The sequence below is a fragment of the Bradyrhizobium sp. MI1.10 genome (assembly GCF_055811035.1).
Map to the genome: position 1 here is coordinate 57,528 of NZ_JBVVPN010000031.1, position 19,991 is coordinate 77,518.

The window sequence follows — 19,991 nt, forward strand, 5'->3', positions numbered from 1 at the left end:
CCCCCCCGGGTGGGCGCCCCCCCCGCGTCCCCCCCCCCCCGCCCGCCCGCCCCGGGGGGGGGGGGGGCCGGGCCGCCGCGGGGGGGGGGGGCCCCCCCCCCCCCCCCCGGGGCATGACGGCGGAGAAGCCGAAGCCGGGTGACTTCCAGGCCCTTCGCGCCACCGCCCCAAAACAGCACTGACATTCGCCCCAATCGCCATTACCTAATCCCCCAGATGCCTTTTTCCTCCTCCCCCTTCGCTTCCGAGCGGCTTCCCGGCGCCGGCGTCACTGCGGTGCTCGGTCCCACCAACACCGGCAAGACCCATCTCGCCATCGAGCGGATGCTCGCGCATCCCTCCGGCATGATCGGGCTGCCGCTGCGTCTGCTGGCGCGCGAGGTCTACAACAAGATCGCAGCAAGGGTCGGCCCCGACGCCGTCGCGCTCGTGACCGGCGAGGAGAAGATCAAGCCGAAAGCGCCGCGCTATTGGGTCTCGACCGTCGAGGCGATGCCGCGGGATCTCGACGTCTCGTTCCTCGCCGTCGACGAGGTGCAGATCGCGTCTGATCTGGAACGCGGCCACGTCTTCACTGATCGTATCCTCAACCGCCGCGGCCGCGACGAGACGCTGCTGCTGGGCGCTGCGACCATGCGGCCGATTATCGAGCGGCTGCTGCCGGGCGTCTCCATGATCACGCGGCCGCGTCTGTCGCAGCTGGAATTCGCCGGCGACCGCAAGATCACGCGGCAGCCGCGCCGCACCGCCATCGTCGCCTTCTCGGCCGACGAGGTCTACGCCATCGCCGAGCTGATCCGCCGCCAGCATGGCGGCGCCGCCGTGGTGCTGGGCTCGCTCTCGCCGCGCACCCGCAACGCGCAGGTTGCCATGTTCCAGAACGGCGAGGTCGATTACCTCGTCGCCACCGACGCCGTCGGCATGGGGCTCAATCTCGACGTCGACCACGTCGCCTTCGCCTCCGACCGCAAGTTCGACGGCTATCAGTTCCGCCGCCTGACGCCGTCCGAATTCGGCCAGATCGCCGGCCGCGCCGGCCGCGCCACCCGCAACGGCACCTTCGGCACCACCGGCCGCTGCGCACCGTTCGAGCCCGAGCTCGTCAATGCGCTGCAGAACCACACCTTCGACCCCGTGAAGGTTTTGCAATGGCGCAATTCGAAGCTGGATTTCGCTTCCCTCGGCGCGCTCCAGGTCTCGCTGAACCTAGCCCCCGGCCATGAGGCGCTGACCCGCGCGCCGATCGCCGAGGACATGCGCGTGCTCGACCACGCCGCCCGCGACGCCGAGGTGCGCGATGTCGCGCATGGCAAGGATGCGGTGGAACGGCTGTGGGAGGCCTGCCAAATCCCGGATTATCGAAAACTGTCGCCGGCCGCCCATGCCGAGCTGGTGACGACGCTGTACGGCTTCCTGATGCGGAAGGGATGCATCCCCGACGCCTGGTTCAGGACCCAGATCGACCAGGCCGACCGCGTCGACGGCGATATCGACACGCTGTCGGCCCGGATCGCGCAGATTCGCACCTGGACCTTCGTCGCCAACCGCCCCGACTGGCTGAAAGACCCCGAACGCTGGCAGGGGATCGCCCGCGAGGTCGAAAATAAATTATCGGATGCGCTCCATGAACGCTTGACTGAGCGTTTCGTTGATCGCCGGACCAGTGTATTGATGCGCCGCCTGCGGGAGAACACGAGCTTGAATACGGAAATCGGCAAGACCGGCGAAGTCATCGTCGAAGGCCATGTCATCGGCCGCCTCGATGGCTTCACCTTTGCACCGGATGCGGCGGAAGCCGGCTCCGATGCGAAAGCGTTGCAGGCTGCAGCGCAGGCCGTGCTCGCCGGCGAGATCAACGCGCGCGCCGAAAAACTGGGCAATGCGCCGGACGAGCAGTTCGTGCTGACCTCGGAAGGCATCATCCGCTGGACCGGCGATGCCGTGGCGCGGCTGTCTGCCGCAGAGGACGCGCTGCATCCGCGCATCCGCATCATCTCCGACGAACGCCTCACGGGCGCCCCTCGAGACAAGGTGCAGGCCCGGCTCGAGCTCTGGCTCAAGACGCATATCGAAAAGCTGCTCGGGCCGCTGTTCGAGCTCAGCAAGGCCGAGGACGTCACCGGCATCGCCCGCGGCATCGCCTATCAGCTCGTCGAGGCGCTCGGCGTGCTGGAGCGCCCGAAGATCGCCAACGAGCTGAAGGACCTCGACCAGCCCTCGCGCGCGACCTTGCGCAAATATGGCGTCCGCTTCGGCGCCTATCACCTCTATTTCCCCGGCCTGCTCAAGCCGGCCGGGCGTGCTCTGGCCGCGCTGCTCTGGGCGCTGAAGCAGGACAATGTCGATCCCTCCGCGCTGTCGGGCGCGCAGCATCTGGCGAGCTCCGGCCGCACCTCGTTCCCGGTCGACAAGCAGCTGCCGCGCGACGCCTATCGCGTGCTCGGCTACAAGCAGGCCGGCGAGCGCGCCGTCCGCGTCGACATCCTGGAGCGCCTGGCCGATCTGATCCGTCCGGCGCTGGCCTGGCGCGAGAACGCGTCCGGCGAAAAGCCCGCCGGTGCGTTCGACGGCCGCAGCTTCGTGGTGACGCAGGCAATGACCTCGCTCACCGGTTCGGCCGGCGAAGATTTTGCCTCCGTGCTGCGTGCGCTCGGCTATCGCATGGACAAGCGCCCGCCGCTGCCGGCGAAGCCGGCCGCGCCTGTTGCCGAGACGCCTGTTGCTGAAGCCTCCAGCGAAGAGGCACCCGCAACCGAAACGCCGGTCGAGGACGCCGCAGTGCCTGCGGAAACCGCGATCGAAGCCGCCGCCGAGCCTGTGACCGTCGAAGACGCGCCCGGCATGGAGCAGCACGACGAGCCCGCGCACGACGAGCCGGCGCTTGAGGCTTCCGTCACGCCGGAAGACGCTCCCGGCATTGCGCCACCTGCGGAAGAGGTTGCGGCACTCGTTGAAGCTGCTGAAACCGCGCCTGCCGAAATCGCGCCTGCAGAGACTGCGGCAGCCGAAGCCGCTGCGTCGGCCGATGCGGCAGCACCTGTGGAGGCCGCGGCCACGCCCGCTGAGCCCGAGCTCATCGAGGTCTGGCGTCCCGCCGGCCGTCACGACGATCGCAAGCCGCGCCACGAGCGCCACCGCAACCAGCGTCATCACCAGCCGCGTCCGCAGGCGACTGCTGAAGCCGGCGCTGCGCCTGCCGAAGGCGAAGCCCAGCCTGCCGCCGACGGCGAGAAGCGCGGTGAGCGTCATCGCCATGGCGGCGGTCATCGCCGCGATTCTGGTCGCGACGGCGGCAGGGACTTCCGCAAGCCGCGCGAAGGTGGCGCCGAAGCTGCGCCGCGGCCCGAGGGACGCGACGACAAGAACCGCCGCTTCGAGGGCAAGAATGGCGGCAACAAGGACCGCGACAACAAGGATCGCAACAAGGGCAAGTTTGGTGGCGGTGATCGCGACAAGGGTCGCGACAACCGTGGCCGCGACCGCGACAAGGGCCGCGACCGCCAGGGCGGACCCTCGCTGCGTCCCTATGCATCGAGCGCCAATCCGCGCGAACGCGATCGTCCTGTCGATCCGAACTCGCCGTTTGCAAAACTCGCTGCGCTAAAGGAGCAGCTGTCCGGGCGTAAGGAGTAGCACAGCGTTTTCAAGCGAAGTGCGGAGCGGTTCGCGTGAAGAAAACGCGTCAGAGGGAATAGGGTCACGACCGAGCGGCAGCGCATCGACAAATGGCTATGGCACGCGCGGGTGGTGAAGGCGCGCACCTCCGCTGCCGAGCTTGTCGAGTCCGGCCATGTTCGCGTCAACGGTGCACGCGAGAAATCGCCGGGGCATGCGATCAAGATCGGCGACGTGCTCACCATCGCGCTCGATCGCACTGTGCGCGTCTTGAAAGTCACCGCCTTCAACGAACGCCGCGGCGATGCCGCCTCGGCCCGTGTGCTCTACGAAGAGCTTCGGTGAAGGCCATCCGAATTCTCAGCGCAATTAATTGCGCTTTGAATTCATTTCTTGGTCGATCAAGCGCATAAAGCCGTCATGATCGGCCGTTCCTGAGCTTGCGGCGCCGGGCCATCCGCGCTACGCAAGCCGCGACTTTTAAAAGAGCTTTTCGGAGCGTTGGATGACTTACGTCGTCACTGAAGCGTGCATCAAGTGCAAGTACACCGACTGCGTCGAGGTCTGCCCGGTCGATTGTTTCTACGAGGGCGAGAACATGCTCGTCATCCATCCTGACGAGTGCATCGATTGCGGCGTGTGCGAGCCGGAATGTCCCGCCGATGCCATCAAGCCGGACACGGAACCGGGCCTGGAAAAGTGGCTCACGGTCAACGCCGACTACGCCAAGAGCTGGCCGAACATCACCCAGAAGAAAGAATCACCTGCCGACGCCAAGGATTTCGACGGCATGGAGGGCAAGTTCGACAAGTATTTCTCCGCGAACCCCGGCTCCGGCGACTAATTCGGGTCAAACTTAACCCTATTAGCGGCGTTACCGCCGAAAACCAGCCCTTAAGACCCCTAAATCATTGATTTTTGCGGGAAATGTGCTATATTGGGCACATTGAGCCGAACCCTGGTTAGCCCCGTCGGCCCCGTTGGGTTCCCGTGAAACCAAATGTCGAACAGGGGCGTGGCAGTTTCCGCGCGCAGGCTGTGTCACAGAAAACGCGTAAAAAGAGTACTTCAGCGAAGGCTTCCCATAAGGACGCCAAGAAAGTCGCCGCGGCCAGCCGTAGCGCATCCAAGGGTCGGACCGCGACTAAGGCGCCGGCTGCAAAGTCCTCGAAGAACAAAAGAAGCGCAATGCCTAACAAGACTGCCAAGCCGGCCGCGAAAGCGACCGTTGCCAAGCCTGTTGCCGCCAAGCCTGCCGCCAAGCCCGCTGTTGCCAAGACGCCCGCTGCCAAGGCTCCCGCTGCCAAGCCCGCCGCGCCAAAGGCTCCTGTTGCGGCTGCTCCTGCCAAGGCTCCCGTCGCTGCCGCCAAGCCGGCCGTGAAGCCCGCGGCTGTTGCGCCGAAGGTCGAGGAAAAGAAGGTCGTGACCCAGCGTCAGGGCTTCAAGGCCAACGAATTCGTCGTCTATCCCGCCCACGGCGTCGGCCAGATCCTGGCCATCGAGGAGCAGGAGATTGCCGGCGCGAAGCTCGAGCTGTTCGTCATCAACTTCATCAAGGACAAGATGACGCTGCGCGTGCCGACCGCCAAGGTCGCCAATGTCGGCATGCGCAAGCTGTCCGAGCCCGCGCTGGTGAAGCGTGCGCTCGAGACCCTCAAGGGCCGTGCCCGCGTCAAGCGCACCATGTGGTCGCGCCGCGCCCAGGAATACGAAGCGAAGATCAACTCGGGCGACATCGTCGCGATCGCGGAAGTCGTGCGCGACCTCTATCGCTCCGAATCGCAGCCCGAGCAGTCCTACAGCGAACGCCAGCTCTATGAAGCCGCGCTCGACCGTCTCTCTCGCGAGATCGCGGTGGTGCAGCACTCGACCGAGACCGAAGCGGTCAAGGAGATCGAAGCCCAGCTCGCCAAGAGCCCGCGTCGCACCGGCGCCAAGTCCGAAGCCGCCGAAGGCGAAGCCGACGCCGAGGGCGATAGCGACGAGACCGAGGGCGGAGCCACGGTCGCCGACGAGGCCGCGTAAGCGGCTCGCGCGTCGATCGCAACAGATCAAAAGCCCGGCCGTTTGGCCGGGCTTTTTGTTTGGGGCGCCGGATGATCCTGCTCGGTCCGTAGGGTGGGTTAGCCGAAGGCGTAACCCACGATGCTGCCGCAAAGAAGTGGTGGGTTACGCTTCGCTAACCCACCCTACAAAGTTAACCAACCTCACTTCACCGGCCGCTTCTCGAGCTTCCGCGCCAGCGTCCGCCGGTGCATCCCGAGCCGTCTTGCCGCTTCCGAGATGTTGAAATCGGTCTCGATCAGGGTCTGGTGGATGCGTTCCCATTCCAGCGTCTTGATCGATGTCGGCCGGGCGTCGAGCGCAACCTCGGCATTGCCTGCGGCCTTGTTGAAGGCGGCCTCGATGTCGTCGGTGTTCGACGGCTTGGCGAGATAGTGGCATGCGCCGAGCTTGATGGCCTCGACCGCGGTGGAAATGCTGGCGAAGCCCGTCAGCACCACGATCAACATCTCCGGATCGTGCGTGTGCAAGAGTTCGACACAGGCGAGCCCCGAGGCGCCGCCGAGCTTGAGGTCGACGACGGCATAGCCGAACGATCGCTCCTCCAGAACTTTCCGCACGTCCTCGATCGAGGCGGCGAGCACGACCTCGTAGTCGCGGCGCTCGAACGAACGTTTGAGGGTGCGGGCGAAGCCGGCATCGTCCTCGACGACGATGAGCGAACGGTCAGGCGTCAAAGCTGCCTCCGATCGCGAGCGTGGCGAGCGGCAGCGTGAGGCGGACCGTGGCGCCGCGCTTCCTGTGGTTCTCGGCAGTCACGCTGCCGCCAAGCTTGCGCACCACATTCACCACCAGGAACAGGCCGAGCCCGCCGCCGGCGCGGCCCTTGCTCGACTGATAGGGCTTTCCGAGCTGTGCCAGCATCTCCGGCGCAAAGCCGGGGCCGCGATCGCTGATCGACAGCACGAGATTATCGCCCTCGCGCTCGGCAACGAGCTCGACCCAGTCGCGCGAGACCTCGTAGGCGTTGTCGAGCACGTTGAAGATCACCTGTTTCAGCGCGACGTCTGAGGCGATCGCGACGTCTTCGCCGAAGGTGTTGACGAAATACAGCGTGCGCGCCGAGCGCGCGTCGCGCCACTCTTCCACCAGCGCCGTGACGAAAGCCGCCACCGTCGTCGGCGACGATCCTTCGCCGCGTGCTTCGCCCGCCGACACCAGAATGCCTGTCACGATCGACTTGCAGCGTTGCAGCGAGGTCTCCATCTCCGCGAGGTCCTCGGCCAGCTCCTGATCGGCGGCAAGGTCGGGCATGCGGCGCCAATCGCCGAGGATGACCGAGAGCGAGGCGAGCGGCGTCCCGAGCTCGTGAGCCGCGCCGGAGGCGAGCAGGCCCATGCGCACGATATGATCCTGCTCGGCGGCATGCTGGCGCAGCGCCGCCAGATGCGCGTCGCGCTCGCGCAAATTCCTGTTGATGCGGGTGACGAACACCACCAGCAGCACGGCGTTGAGCACGAAGCCCAGCAGCATGCCGGCAACCGTGAGCGTATAGGTCTCGCTCAGCGGGTTCGGCGGCAGATCGAGCGGCCGATAGGCGACGGTCAGCCAGACGAAGCTCGCGCAGGTCAGCGCGACCAGCGACCAGGTCGAGCGGCCATCGAGCAGCACCGCGCCCAGCGTCACCTGGAGCAGGAACAGCGAGGTGAAGGGATTGGTGGCGCCGCCGCTGAGATAGAGCTGCGCGGTCAGCGCAGCGACGTCCAGCATCAGGGCGACCAGCAGCTCGTTGTTGGTGATCGCGGCGCGATGGCGCACCCACACCAGGCTGGAGACGTTAAGAAATATCAGTGCGCCGATCACCGCGCCCATGCGGGTGAGAGGCAGGGGAATGCCGAGCCAGACATGCACGCCGCCGATGGTCACGATCTGGCCGACCACTGCGGTCCAGCGCAGCTGGATCAGCAGCGCCATGTTCTTGCGGTTGGTCTCGTCGTCGGTCGGCGCAGCGCCGATCAGCTCGCTGCGCGCGTCCGCCTGCGATTGCAGCGTGACGGCGACATGCGTTCTTCCGTCGTCAGGTGGGCTCGACGATCGTTCCAGCATCTGATCCCGTCCTGCGGGCGTCGGCATCGGAGCCGTCGGCCGCTTCGTGGACGAAGCCGCTCCAGGGCTTCCTGCGGCGGAACAGCCCGCCGCCGAATGTGACGATAAGTCTGCCGGCTAGCATGAAAGCCAGGGCAAACCACGTCAGCGCGTAGATCAGGTGGTTATTGGGAAAGCTGATCACGGTCAATCCGCCGATTGGGCCGCCGCCGGATTGTGATCCAGCGTCGGCATCGACGAAGAAGGGCGCGACATGGTCGAGGCCGCGTGCCGCCGCAATCGCGGCAACATCCCGCGAGTACCAGCGATTGTGCTCAGGCACGTTGGTCCTGAGGAATCCGCCTTTTGGCTCCGTGATGCGCAAGAGGCCGGTGATCTCGACCTGGCCGTCCGGATTGCCGTCCCGGCGCGTCGACGCGTCGCGCCGGTCGGACGGCACGAAGCCACGGTTGACCAGGACCAGCGTGCCGTCGCTACGCCGAAGCGGTGTCAGCACCCAATAGCCCGGGCCTTCCTCGGTGACGGCCTGAACCAGCGTCTCGCGGTCATGCATGAAACGGCCGCTGACGCTGACATGCCTGTATTCGTCGTTTGCGGCGGAGACGGTCGGCCATGCCGCCGGCGAGGGGATCGGCTGGGCCGGGGCATGAACGCGCTGCTCGACGCGGTCGATCAGCGCCAGCTTCCAGGCGCGGCGTTCGATCTGCCAGACGCCGAGCGCGATCAGAAGTGCAATGGCCGCGAGCGAGAGGACCGTGAGCCACAAGGACGGGTGCGCAGCGTCGCGGCGCGCCCCGTTTGCCTTGCTCGTCTCGGTCCGGATTTCGTTCATTTCATCCCGTTCATCTGGTGGATCGGCATCATGTTGCTGTTGAGATGGTTCATCACCCACAGCGAACCGGACAGGGCGATCACCACCATGACGATGGTGAAGATCAGCGCCATCATACTCCAGCCGTTCTCGGACGTCGTGTTCATGTGCAGGAAGTAGATCATGTGCACGACGATCTGCACGACCGCGAAGGCCATGATCACGAGCGCGGTGATCTGCTTGCTCGGAAGCGCGCCGCTCATCACCAGCCAGAAGGGGATCGCGGTGAGTACGACCGAGAGCACGAAGCCGAGCATGTAGGTCGAGAACGAGCCGTGCGCGTTGGCATGGCCGTCACCATGGTGATGATCGTCCGCGTGGGCGACGTGAGTATCGGTGTTCATCGCAGAACTCCCAGGAGATAGACGAAGGTGAAGACACCGATCCAGACCACGTCCAGGAAGTGCCAGAACATCGACAGGCACATCAGGCGGCGGCGGTTGGCCTCGATCAGGCCGAACTTCCAGACCTGCACCATCAGGGTCACCAGCCAGATCAGGCCGCAGCTGACGTGCAGGCCGTGCGTCCCGACCAGGGTGAAGAAGGCGGACAGGAAGGCGCTGCGCTGCGGCGTCGCGCCTTCATGGATCATGTGGGCGAACTCCGACAGCTCGATGCCGATGAACGCGGCGCCGAACAGGCCGGTGATCGCCAGCCAGATCTGGGTCTGGGCGATCTTGTTCTGCTGCATCGTCAGCATCGCAAAACCATACGTGATCGACGATAGCAACAGCATCGAGGTGTTCACCGCGACCAGCGGCAGCTCGAACAAATCCTTCGGCGCCGGACCGGCGGCGTAGTTGCCGCCGAGCACGCCGAAGGTGGCGAACAGGATCGCGAAGATGAGACAGTCGCTCATCAGGTAGATCCAGAAGCCGAGCGAGGTGCTGTAGCCTTCCGGATGCGGGTGTTCGTCGGCGAGGTAGAACACCGGCTCGCCGGTTTGCGTGGGATTGACAGCGACAGTCATTTACTTGGCTCCGGCGAGCAGTTTGGTGCGCGCGTCCTCGGCCCGGATGACGTCCTCGGCCGGAATGTCGAAATCGCGGTGATAGTTGAAGGTGTGACCGATGCCAACGGCGAGCATCGCGATGAAGCTCGCGGCGGCCAACCACCAGATGTACCAGATCAGGCCGAATCCCATCGCGGTGGCAAGGCCGGCGAGGATGATGCCGGTGCCGGTGCTGCTGGGCATGTGGATCGGCTTGAACCCGGTGAGCGGGCGCTGATAACCGCGCCTCTTCATGTCCCACCACGCGTCATTGTCGTGAACGACAGGAGTGAAGGCGAAGTTGTAGGCCGGCGGCGGCGAGGAGGTCGCCCATTCCAGCGTACGCGCATCCCAGGGATCGCCGGTGACGTCCTTGAGCTGCTCGCGCCTGAGGAAGCTGACTGCGAACTGCATCAGCATCGAGAGGATGCCAAGGAAGACCAGGAAGGCGCCAATGCCGGCGACGATGAACCAGATCTGCAGGCTCGGATCGTCGAACACGCGGAGGCGGCGGGTCACACCCATCAGGCCGAGCACATAGAGCGGCATGAAGGCGAGATAGAAACCCGTGACCCAGAACCAGAACGACAGCTTGCCCCAGAACGGGTCGAGCTTGAAGCCGAACGCCTTCGGGAACCAGTAGCCGATACCGGCGAACGCGCCGAACACCACGCCCCCGATGATCACGTTGTGGAAGTGCGCGATCAGGAACAGGCTGTTGTGCAGGACGAAGTCGGCCGGCGGCACCGCGAGCAGCACGCCGGTCATGCCGCCGAGCACGAAGGTCAGCATGAACGCGATCGTCCACATCATCGGCAGCTCGAAGCGGATGCGGCCGCGATACATCGTGAACAGCCAGTTGAACATCTTCGCGCCCGTCGGGATCGAGATGATCATCGTGGTGATGCCGAAGAAGGAGTTGACGCTGGCGCCCGACCCCATCGTGAAGAAGTGGTGCAGCCAGACCAGGTACGACAGGATGGTGATGACCACCGTGGCGTAGACCATCGAGGTGTAGCCGAACAGCCGCTTGCCCGAGAAGGTCGAGGTCACTTCCGAGAAGATGCCGAAGGCGGGGAGAACCAGGATGTAGACCTCGGGATGACCCCAGATCCAGATCAGGTTCACGTACATCATCGGGCTGCCGCCGAAATCGTTCGTGAAGAAGTTGGTGCCGACGTAACGGTCGAGAGAGAGCAGCGCGAGCACGACGGTCAAAACCGGAAAGGAAGCGACGATCAGCACGTTGGTGCAGAGCGCGGTCCAGGTGAACACCGGCATCCGCATCATGGTCATGCCGGGGCACCGCAGCTTGACGATGGTGCAGATCAGGTTGATGCCGGACAGTGTCGTTCCGACGCCCGCGACCTGTAGTCCCCATAGGTAATAGTCGACGCCGACATCCGGACTGTAGCCGATGTTCGACAGCGGCGGATAAGCGAGCCACCCGGTGCGGGCGAATTCGCCGATGAACAGCGAAGCCATCACCAGCACCGCGCCGCCGACCGTCATCCAGAAGCTGAAATTGTTCAGGAACGGGAACGACACGTCGCGCGCACCGATCTGGAGCGGCACGACGAAGTTCATCAGGCCGGTGACCAGCGGCATCGCCACGAAGAAGATCATGATCACGCCGTGGGCGGTGAAGACCTGGTCGTAGTGATGGGAGTTGAGATAGCCCTCCGAGCCGCCGAAGGCGAGGGCCTGCTGCAACCGCATCATCAGCGCGTCGGCGAAGCCGCGCAGCAGCATCACGATGCCGAGGATCATGTACATGATGCCGATGCGCTTGTGGTCGACGCTGGTGAACCACTCGCTCCAGAGATAACCCCAGACGCGGAAATAGGTCAGGCCGGCAAACATGATGAGGCCGCCGGTCGCCACCACGGCAAAGGTGCCGACGACGATCGGCTCGTGCAGCGGCAGCGATTCGAAGGTGAGCCGGCCGAAGATGAGCTTGAGAAGATCAGGAGACATGCGGGATCTCTTTACGAATCTGACTTCGGACGTTGTCCGAGGAAGAAGGACGAGGACTTCAGCGGCGTGAAACTCGGCCGCTTCAGGCCAGCGCCGAGCAGCGGCGCGGTGTCGAGAGGCGCCGTGATGGAGGCGGTGGTCCTGCCCTGCGGCGCATCGGACGTGCAGGTGCCGGCGACGAAGGTCGGCTCCGGCCCAAGCGCCGTGCCGCGGCGGGCGTACTTGTCGTAGGCCAGCGGCAGCGTGTTGTTCAGGCCCTCATGGCCGAGGCCGCCCTTGGCGTCGATTGCCATCATCTCGCTCTGGCACATCTTGCCGGTCTCGACGCACATGTTGAGGATCAGGCGGTAGAGATCGGAATCGACGGTGCCGTAGCGCCGCACCGGCTCGTTCTGGCTGGGTTTTTCGAGCTGGAGATATTCGGCGCGGCCGAGCGAGCCGCCGCCGGACTTGGCGCTTGCGATCCAGGCGTCAAAGCCCTTGTCGTCGAGACCCTGGAAGTTGAAGTGCATGCCGGAAAAGCCGGCACCGCTGTAGTTCGCGGAAAAGCCCCGGTAGGTGCCGGCGTGGTTCACGACGGCGTGGAGCTTGGTCTCCATGCCCGGCATCGCGTAGATCTGGCCGGCCAGCGCGGGGATGTAGAACGAGTTCATCACCGAGGACGCGGTGATGCGGAAGTTGATGGGACGATCGACCGGAGCTGCCAGATCGTTGACAGTGGCGACGCCGTAGTCCGGATAGATAAAGAGCCACTTCCAGTCGAGCGCGACGACGTCGACCTCGAGCGGGGCCTTGGATTGGTCCACGGCGCGGTCGGCATGGATGCGGCCGAGCGTGCGATAGGGGTCGAGCAGATGCGTGCCCATCCAGGTCAGCGCGCCCAGGCAAACGATGATCAAAAGCGGCGCCGACCAGATCACCAGCTCGAGGCTGGTCGAGTGGTCCCATTCCGGCTCGTAGCGGGCCTCGGTGTTGGACTGGCGGTAGCGCCAGGCGAACAGCACCGTCAGCGCCATCACGGGCACGACAATCAGGAGCATCAGGACGGTGGAGATGATGACGAGGTCGCGCTGCTGCGCTGCGATATCGCCGGCCGGCGCCAGCACGACGTAGTTGCAGCCGCTGAGCGCAACCGCCAGGGGTAGCAGCGCCAGAATCTTGAAACGGGACAAGGGCCGAGCCTTATGAGAATGAGTTTCTTTTGCGGGGCCAAGGGGTAGCTGCGGCGCAGCAATCCGGACATTGGACAATTTGTCCAATGTTGCAGTGCGGGATGTTGCGCCAGACAGGGCTGGATCGCTTGGCGCCTTGCCGGGCGGTCGGCTTTGGTTTTCAGGACGTTAAGGGCGCACGAATGGCGATGGCACAGACCCCCGCAATGGCAGACCACTCGGGCGAGCACGGCCACGACCAGGCCAGTCCCGGCGAGATCGCCATCGGCGTCATCATCGGCCGCACCTCGGAATTCTTCGACTTCTTCGTCTTCGCGATCGCCTCGGTGATCGTCTTCCCGCGCCTGGTCTTTCCATTCACGAGCGAACTGACCGGCACCCTCTATTCCTTCATGATCTTCGCGCTGGCCTTCATGGCCCGGCCGATCGGCACCGTCATTTTCATGACGGTCGACCGCGAATACGGCAAGACGGCCAAGCTGATCTCGGCGCTGTTCCTGCTCGGCACCGCCACCGTCGCGATCGCGTTCCTGCCCGGCTATCACGAGATCGGCGTTGCCGCGATCTGGCTGCTGGCGCTGGCGCGTATCGCACAGGGTCTGGCCTGGGGTGGCGCCTGGGACGGCATGGCCTCGCTGCTGGCGCTGAACGCGCCGCCTTCAAAGCGCGGCTGGTACGCGATGGTGCCGCAGCTTGGTGCGCCGCTCGGTCTGATCGTGGCGAGCGGGCTGTTCGCCTATTTCGCCGGAAATCTCTCGGCCGACGACTTCTTCGATTGGGGCTGGCGCTATCCGTTCTTCGTCGCCTTTGCCATCAACGTCGTGGCGCTGTTCGCGCGCCTGCGCATGGTGACGACGGAAGAATATGCCTCGCTGTTCGAGACCCGCGAATTGCAGCCCTCGCGCATCTCCGAGACGGTGGCGCGCGAAGGCCAGAACATCATGCTCGGTGCGTTTGCGCCACTGGCAAGCTTCGCTCTGTTCCATATGGTCACGGTGTTTCCGCTGTCCTGGGTGTTCCTGTTCACCCGCGAAAGTCCGGTGCGCTTCCTGATCATCGAGATCGTCGCCGCCGTGTTCGGCGTCGGCGCGATCGTGCTCTCCGGCGTCATCGCCGACCGCGTCGGCCGCAAGTCGCTGCTGATGGGATCGGCGATCGCGATCGCGATCTACAGCGGCTTCGCCCCGCAGCTGCTCGATGCCGGCGCGTTCGGCGAGACCATCTACATGGTGATCGGCTTCATCCTGCTCGGTCTGTCGTTCGGCCAGTCGTCGGGTGCGATCGCCTCGAACTTCAAGCAGGCCTATCGCTACACGGCTTCGGCGCTGACCTCCGACATGGCCTGGCTGTTCGGCGCCGGCTTTGCACCGCTGGTCGCGCTGTTGCTGGCGACCAACCTCGGCGTCATCGCCTCGGGTGCGTACCTGCTGTCAGGCGCGTTCTGGACCTTGCTCGCGCTCTGGCTCAGCGGCCAGCGCGAGGCCGGCGATATGGACGCGGGGCGCTGATCGGGCGGAGCTTGTAGGGTGGGCAAAGGCGCGTAAGCGCCGTGCCCACCATCTTTCAATAATCCTGATCGGGAATGGTGGGCACGCTTCGCTTTGCCCACCCTACGGCAGTTTAGCGTACGTCAATCCGCCACGACCTTCACACGATCGCGCACCTTCACCTGCGCGTTGCGATCGAGCCCGTTGAGGACGCGAAAACGTTCGGCCGGGTGATCGACGCCAGCCATGCGGTGGGAGAGCGATTCCACGGTGTCGCCGGGCTGCACGGTGATGACCTTGATGCGCAGCGGGCGCGCGGCCTGGATCTCGTCGAGCGTCAGGCGGCGGAATGAACCGACGGTCTCGCGCGCATTGCGCTCGCTCTCGGTCGACTTCTGCCGTGCCGCGAAGATGAAGCGGTAGACGTCGCTGCCGAACCGCAGCGCATAGACCTTGAACTGCCACTGGTCGCCCTTGGCGGTGGCGGACGCAGCCGGAAAACCGTTGATGGTGATGTCCTCGGTGGAGGCCTTCTCGACGCCTTCCATCCAGCCGGAATTCAGGTAATCGCCGAGCGACTGTTCAGCCGGCACCCGCACGACGTCGAACCGCATCGCCTGCGAGCCGCCGTCGCGCACGCCGATCACGGCCTGCGCAGTGTTGTCGAGCGTAAAATTGTCCGGCGCCTGGAAGGTGAAGCCGAGCTTCGGATGCAGGAAGCGCCGGCCGCGGACAAAACCTTCGCTGGGGTCTTCGCCGTAGACGAGGTTGTCGATCGCGGCGAGATAGGTCTCGCGGTCGCGCTCGCCGCCCTCTGGCGCTGCGTATTGCCGCGCGATGGTCTGCGCGTTCTGCACGCGCTCGGGCGTCGCCGGATGCGACGAGGTGAAATCCTGCGCGCGCGGATCGAGCGAGGTCTTGCCGACCTTCAGTTCGGCATTGCGCTCCATCGCCGAGAGAAAGCGTGCGGCACCATAAGGGTCGAAATGGGCCTTGGCGGAAATCCCGACGCCGACGCCGTCGGCCTCGAACTCCTGATTGCGCGAAAAGCTCGCCATGGTCAGCTTGGTCTTGGCGAGCGCGAGCGCGGTGAGATCGGGATCGTTGCTCATGTCGGTGACGACGCGGGTGACGATCGCGGCCTGGCGGGCCTGGTCCTCGCGCATCGCGGCGTGCTTGGACAGCACATGCGCCATCTCGTGGCTGAGCACGGAGGACAATTCCGACGTATCGCTCGCCAGCGCAAGCAGGCCCCGCGTGACATAGAGCTGGCCGTTCGGCAGCGCGAAGGCGTTCACCGCGCCGGAATTGAGGATCGTGACCCGGTAACCCTGGTCGGGCCGGTCGGACGCAGCGACCAGCCGGTCGACGGTCTTGGTGACGAGCGATTCGAGCCTGGGGTCGTCATAGGTGCCGCCATAGCTCGCCAGGATGCGCTCATGCTCCTTCTCGGTGGCGGGGGTCTGGGCGACGGCCGGCTTCGGCTTGGGCATCGCGACGGTCGGCGGGGCCGCCGCGGTCTGGAAGCGGCCCATATCGCCGCAGCCGGCAAGGGCTGAACCCAGCACGAGGCATAGCACAGCAGGCGCTGCCCGCAGGCGGCGTTCATTTTGTCCGTGCCGTCCTAGCACCCCATTCACGTCGCTTAACCCGTGCCTGGCCCTTTTTAGGGCCTTACCCCTGTCGGCTCGTTTGCGCCCAGCAACTCGATTTGTCCTACGAGGCGTATATCGATACGCGGCCCCGTATTCCCCTCAGCCCAGCCCCGGACACGAATACGCTTATTTTCCAGAGACTTAAGAGCGATCCCGGCGCTTTCGAACGCGGGTACCATGCGCTTTGAAATAGTCACGGCGAAGCCGCGTGTCCAGTTTCGTCCGAAGTTGAGGTAGGTCATTGCCCCAGCTTGCCGGACCGACAGGACTTTGCCCTCGACCACCACAAAACGCCCGATCCCCGCCAAAATATCGTCCGGACTTTCCGCGTTTTTTATGGCCAGCGGGTCAGCCCAGCTGCCCTTTTTTTGGCGTCTCGCCTCGGCCTCCGACGCCATCAGGGCGGCCGCGCAGTCCTTATCGGCGATCTCGGCGGAGACGATGGCGTCGCCCTGAGCGAGGAGCGTCGCCTGCACGGAGATGTCGCTCTCGCCGACAAAGACCAGCGCGCCCTGGCGGCCATAGCGGTCAGGCGTGTCGTCGGCGCTGCGCAGGATCACGTCGTGCCCGACCAGCAGCGAGGTCAGCGCCTGCTTCGTGGTCGCGGTCGGCTCGATGCCGGTCAAGCGGATTTCCCGGCCGTCATCGAGCCGCAGACTGCGCCCATCGATCGCGGTGACGCGGCCTTCGCCCTGGGACTCGAACTGGCACGGGCTCGCGAATGCGCTCTGCCCCGCGACGAGAAGGATTGCGATCAGCTGAAGCCGTTGCGTCACGTTGCCCGGTGAGGTTGCGTTGCGCTCCAATTATAACTCAAGCGTGGTGGGGCGCGAAGACTGTTTGTTCATACTCCGTCATTGCGAGCGCAGCGAAGCAATCCAGAGTCCCTCAGAGGAAAGATCCTGGATTGCTTCGCTGCGCTCGCAATGACGGCGGAAGCACTCTTCCGCATCTCGTCATTCCGCTTTGCGGAAAGCGCGTGTTGATCGCTCATCTGCATCGTCCCGCGCGCTTGCTGCGCTGTCGCGCATGCGGCATGATTGCGGCAACACCAATAACCAAGCCGCCATCAGAGTACGGCGCGATAAGGGAGGCCTTTTTCGATGAAGCATGTTGTGTCGGGTATTTTTGCTGCTGCGTTGGCGCTGAGTGCAAGCGCCGCACAGGCCCAGGACAAGCCGCCACTGAAGATCGGCGGCATCCTCGACATGTCGAGCCTGTATGCCGACATCACCGGCCCCGGCAGCGAGACCGCGGCCAAGATGGCCGTGGAGGACTTTGGCGGTGAGGTGCTCGGCCGCAAGATCCAGGTGCTGGCTGCCGACCATCAGAACAAGGCCGATCTCTCCGCCAATATCGCCCGCGACATGCTCGACAATCAGGGCGTCGAAATGATCTATGACGTCGCGGCGTCCGCGACCGCGCTTGCCGCCGGCGAGATCGCGAAAGCGCGCAACAAGATCATCATGTTCAACGGCCCGGGCTCGATCCGCCTCACCAACGAGGCCTGCGGTCCCTACACCATTCACTATGTGTTCGACACCTACGGCCAGGCCAATGTGACCGGCCTTGCGGCCGTGAAGTCGGGCCTCGACACTTGGTACTTCCTCACCGCCGACTACGCCTTCGGCCAGGATCTGGAGAAGGACACCAGCGCCGTCGTGACCAAGACCGGCGGCAAGGTGCTCGGCAGCGTGCGCCATCCGCTCAACACGTCGGATTTCTCGTCGTTCCTGCTGCAGGCCCAGGCCTCGAAAGCAAAGGTGATCGGGCTCGCGAACGCCGGCGGCGACACCGTCAACGCCATCAAGCAGGCGGCCGAGTTCGGCATCACCAAGGGCGGCCAGAAGGTCTCGCCGCTGCTCGCCTTCGTGACCGACATCGACTCGATCGGGCTCGAGACCGCGCAGGGCCTGTTGCTTGCGGAGGCCTTCTACTGGGATCTCAACGACGACACCCGCGCGTTCTCGAAGCGCTTCCAGGAGCGCATGAAGCGGCCGCCGACCTCGGCGCAAGCCGGTGTCTATTCTTCCGTGACGCACTATCTGAAAGCAGTGAAGGCGGCCGGCACGACCGATGCCGCGACGGTGATGAAAGTGATGAAGGAGACACCGATCAACGACTTCTTCGCCAAGAATGGCAAGATCCGCGAGGACGGCCGCATGTTGCACGACATGTACCTGTTCGAGGTCAAGAAGCCGTCGGAATCCAAGGGCCGCTGGGACGACTACAAGCTGCTCGCCACGGTGCCCGGCAGCGAGGCGTTCCAGTCGCTGGAGCAGTCGCGCTGTCCGCTGGTGAAGAAATAAACACCGTCATTGCGAGGAGCGAAGCGACGAAGCAATCCAGGCTGTCTCCGCGGAAATGCTTCGCTCGCAATGACGAGTGTGGTGATAGATCAAGCAAAACAACGACAAGGGAGACGTCCCATGAACGACATGGTTCTGCAGAAGCTCGAGGGTGGGCTGCTCACCATCACCATGAACCGGCCCGAGCGGAAGAACGCGCTCAACCCGGACATGGTCGCCGGGCTGGTCGTGGCGGCGCGTCGCGCGGCTGATGATCCCGAGGTGCGCGCGGTCTTGTTCAAGGGCGCGGGCGGCTCGTTCTGCGTCGGCGGCGACGTCAAGTCGATGGCGGAGGGCCGGGCGCCGCTGCCGTTCGAAGTGAAGATGGCGAACCTGCGCCGCGGCATGGAGGTGTCGCGCATCCTGCACCAGATGCCGAAACCCGTGGTGGCGCAGCTCGATGGCGCGGCGGCCGGCGCGGGTCTGTCGATGGCGCTGTCGTGCGACCTCCGCGTCGCCTCCGAATCCTGCAAGATCACGACCGCGTTCGCAAAAGTCGGCTTCTCCGGCGATTACGGCGGCACCTATTTCCTCACCCAGCTGCTCGGTAGCGCGCGGGCGCGCGAGCTCTATTTGATGTCGCCGGTGCTCTCCGCGAAGGAGGCGCATGCGATCGGCATGGTGACCAAGGTCGTCCCCGACGCCGAGATCGACACGGCCGCTCACGAGCTCGCGCTGTCGCTGGCGCAGGGCCCGTCGATCGCACTCGGATTCATTAAGCGCAACATCAACAATGCCGAGCATCTCGCGCTGGAGGATTGCTTCGACGGCGAGGCGATCCACCACACCCGCTGCAGCGACACCGAGGATCACAAGGAGGCCGCAAAGGCGTTCGTCGAGAAGCGCAAGCCGACCTTCAAGGGCGCATGACGATGGCGCCCTATATGCGGTTGCGGCAGATCTGCCTGGTCGCGCCGCAGCTCGCGCCCGTGATCTCCGACATCGCTGATATCATGGGCCTCGCTGTCTGCTACCGCGACGGCAATGTTGCGAAATACGGCCTGGAGAACGCGCTGCTGCCGGTCGACACGATCCTGCTGGAGGTGGTCGCGCCTTTCAAGGACGGCACCACGGCCGGCCGCTTCATCGAGAAGAGCGGTGGGCGCGGCGGCTACATGGCGATCTTCTGCTGCAACGATCCCGACGAGCGCGGCCGGAACGCCAACGCGCTGGGCGTGCGCACCGCCAACGTCATCGACCACGCGCCCTATCACGGCGTGCAGCTCCATCCCCGCGACTGCCGCGCCGCCTTCATCGAGTTCAACCACACCGAAGGCAGCGACGACATTTTGGGGCCGTATCCACCTGCCGGCCCTGACTGGCAAAAATTCATCCGCAAGGACGTGACGCAGGCGTTGACGAGCGTGGAGATGCAGAGCCCGGATCCGCAAGGGCTGGCGGAGCATTGGGGCAAGATCGTCGGCGTCGCGCCGAGTGGCGAGGCGGAACTGAAGCTGCCCAATGCAACATTCCGCTTCGTGAAGGGCGCCAGCGAAATCATGAGCGCGCTGGAGTTTCGGGTCACTGATGTTGCCGGCGTGCTGCATGCTGCGAGGGCGAAGGGACATGCCGTGGCGGGCAACGAGTTCTTGCTCGGTGGGGTGACGTTCCGCGTCAGTTGAGTGCTTGGTCGTGATCCGTCACCCTGAGGTGCTCACCTCTTCGGCGAGCCTCGAAGGGCGACGGCCACCGGCGGGGCCGCTCATCCTTCGAGGCTCCCCGCACGGTGCTATGCACCGCGCGGCTCGCACCTCAGGATGACGGT

Annotated in this window: 17 protein-coding genes; 8 read left to right on the plus strand and 9 right to left on the minus strand. The window is 64.8% G+C overall.

Annotated features, from left to right (window positions below; all coding sequences use genetic code 11):
• Positions 1 to 216: 216 nt before the first annotated feature.
• The 4 genes from AC0L3K_RS28100 to AC0L3K_RS28115 all read left to right on the plus strand — a co-directional run bounded on the left by AC0L3K_RS28100 (position 217) and on the right by AC0L3K_RS28115 (position 5,640).
• Positions 217 to 3,633, plus strand: a complete 3,417-nt coding sequence (locus AC0L3K_RS28100) for a helicase-related protein (protein WP_473367294.1) — start codon at positions 217 to 219, stop codon at positions 3,631 to 3,633.
• An 84-nt stretch (positions 3,634 to 3,717) separates the two neighbouring features.
• Positions 3,718 to 3,960, plus strand: a complete 243-nt coding sequence (locus AC0L3K_RS28105; protein ID WP_473367305.1) for an RNA-binding S4 domain-containing protein — start codon at positions 3,718 to 3,720, stop codon at positions 3,958 to 3,960.
• A gap of 160 nt (positions 3,961 to 4,120) precedes the next feature.
• On the plus strand, positions 4,121 to 4,459 hold the full coding sequence (fdxA, locus tag AC0L3K_RS28110) for a ferredoxin FdxA (RefSeq protein WP_007599264.1): 339 nt from the start codon (positions 4,121 to 4,123) through the stop codon (positions 4,457 to 4,459).
• A 344-nt stretch (positions 4,460 to 4,803) separates the two neighbouring features.
• The gene (locus tag AC0L3K_RS28115; protein ID WP_007599265.1) at positions 4,804 to 5,640 is read left to right on the plus strand and encodes a CarD family transcriptional regulator; all 837 of its coding nucleotides are present in this window, start codon (positions 4,804 to 4,806) and stop codon (positions 5,638 to 5,640) included.
• Between the two features lie 182 nt (positions 5,641 to 5,822).
• Here the strand turns inward: AC0L3K_RS28115 and AC0L3K_RS28120 are convergent, their stop codons facing one another.
• From AC0L3K_RS28120 to cyoA, 7 genes are read right to left on the minus strand one after another with little or no spacing between them, the layout of a single operon-like run.
• Positions 5,823 to 6,356, minus strand: a complete 534-nt coding sequence (locus AC0L3K_RS28120; RefSeq protein ID WP_007599266.1) for a response regulator transcription factor — start codon at positions 6,354 to 6,356, stop codon at positions 5,823 to 5,825.
• Positions 6,346 to 7,725: an ATP-binding protein gene (locus tag AC0L3K_RS28125; RefSeq protein ID WP_007599267.1), complete on the minus strand. Its 1,380-nt coding sequence runs from the start codon at positions 7,723 to 7,725 to the stop codon at positions 6,346 to 6,348. The genes AC0L3K_RS28120 and AC0L3K_RS28125 overlap by 11 nt, the downstream gene beginning before the upstream one ends.
• Positions 7,697 to 8,557 carry an SURF1 family protein gene (locus tag AC0L3K_RS28130; protein ID WP_007599268.1) on the minus strand — a complete coding sequence of 287 codons (861 nt, stop codon included), beginning with the start codon at positions 8,555 to 8,557 and terminating at the stop codon, positions 7,697 to 7,699. The genes AC0L3K_RS28125 and AC0L3K_RS28130 overlap by 29 nt, the downstream gene beginning before the upstream one ends.
• On the minus strand, positions 8,554 to 8,940 hold the full coding sequence (cyoD, locus tag AC0L3K_RS28135) for a cytochrome o ubiquinol oxidase subunit IV (protein WP_007599269.1): 387 nt from the start codon (positions 8,938 to 8,940) through the stop codon (positions 8,554 to 8,556). Before cyoD ends, AC0L3K_RS28130 begins: the two co-directional genes overlap by 4 nt.
• Positions 8,937 to 9,566, minus strand: coding sequence for a cytochrome o ubiquinol oxidase subunit III (cyoC, locus tag AC0L3K_RS28140; RefSeq protein ID WP_007599270.1), 630 nt, complete (start codon positions 9,564 to 9,566; stop codon positions 8,937 to 8,939). The genes cyoD and cyoC overlap by 4 nt, the downstream gene beginning before the upstream one ends.
• Positions 9,567 to 11,564: a cytochrome o ubiquinol oxidase subunit I gene (gene cyoB / locus AC0L3K_RS28145; RefSeq protein ID WP_473367295.1), complete on the minus strand. Its 1,998-nt coding sequence runs from the start codon at positions 11,562 to 11,564 to the stop codon at positions 9,567 to 9,569.
• Between the two features lie 11 nt (positions 11,565 to 11,575).
• Positions 11,576 to 12,736, minus strand: coding sequence for a ubiquinol oxidase subunit II (gene cyoA, locus AC0L3K_RS28150; protein WP_473367296.1), 1,161 nt, complete (start codon positions 12,734 to 12,736; stop codon positions 11,576 to 11,578).
• Between the two features lie 182 nt (positions 12,737 to 12,918).
• Between cyoA and AC0L3K_RS28155 the strand changes: the two genes are divergently transcribed.
• On the plus strand, positions 12,919 to 14,244 hold the full coding sequence (locus AC0L3K_RS28155; protein ID WP_007599274.1) for an MFS transporter: 1,326 nt from the start codon (positions 12,919 to 12,921) through the stop codon (positions 14,242 to 14,244).
• Positions 14,245 to 14,366: 122 nt separating this feature from the next.
• On the opposite strand, the gene AC0L3K_RS28160 is transcribed toward AC0L3K_RS28155, so the two are convergent.
• Both AC0L3K_RS28160 and AC0L3K_RS28165 read right to left on the minus strand, forming a co-directional pair.
• Positions 14,367 to 15,758, minus strand: coding sequence for a M48 family metalloprotease (locus AC0L3K_RS28160; RefSeq protein ID WP_018452960.1), 1,392 nt, complete (start codon positions 15,756 to 15,758; stop codon positions 14,367 to 14,369).
• Between the two features lie 131 nt (positions 15,759 to 15,889).
• Positions 15,890 to 16,684 (minus strand): thermonuclease family protein, encoded by a 795-nt coding sequence (locus tag AC0L3K_RS28165; RefSeq protein WP_473367297.1) that lies wholly within the window; start codon positions 16,682 to 16,684, stop codon positions 15,890 to 15,892.
• A gap of 297 nt (positions 16,685 to 16,981) precedes the next feature.
• Between AC0L3K_RS28165 and AC0L3K_RS28170 the strand changes: the two genes are divergently transcribed.
• From AC0L3K_RS28170 to AC0L3K_RS28180, 3 genes are all read left to right on the plus strand, one after another.
• Positions 16,982 to 18,187: an ABC transporter substrate-binding protein gene (locus tag AC0L3K_RS28170; protein ID WP_007599285.1), complete on the plus strand. Its 1,206-nt coding sequence runs from the start codon at positions 16,982 to 16,984 to the stop codon at positions 18,185 to 18,187.
• 120 nt (positions 18,188 to 18,307) lie between these two features.
• Positions 18,308 to 19,096: an enoyl-CoA hydratase gene (locus tag AC0L3K_RS28175; RefSeq protein WP_473367298.1), complete on the plus strand. Its 789-nt coding sequence runs from the start codon at positions 18,308 to 18,310 to the stop codon at positions 19,094 to 19,096.
• Between the two features lie 2 nt (positions 19,097 to 19,098).
• A complete protein-coding gene (locus tag AC0L3K_RS28180) occupies positions 19,099 to 19,848 on the plus strand; it encodes a VOC family protein (protein WP_473367299.1) in 750 nt (249 codons plus the stop codon).
• Positions 19,849 to 19,991 lie beyond the last annotated feature (143 nt).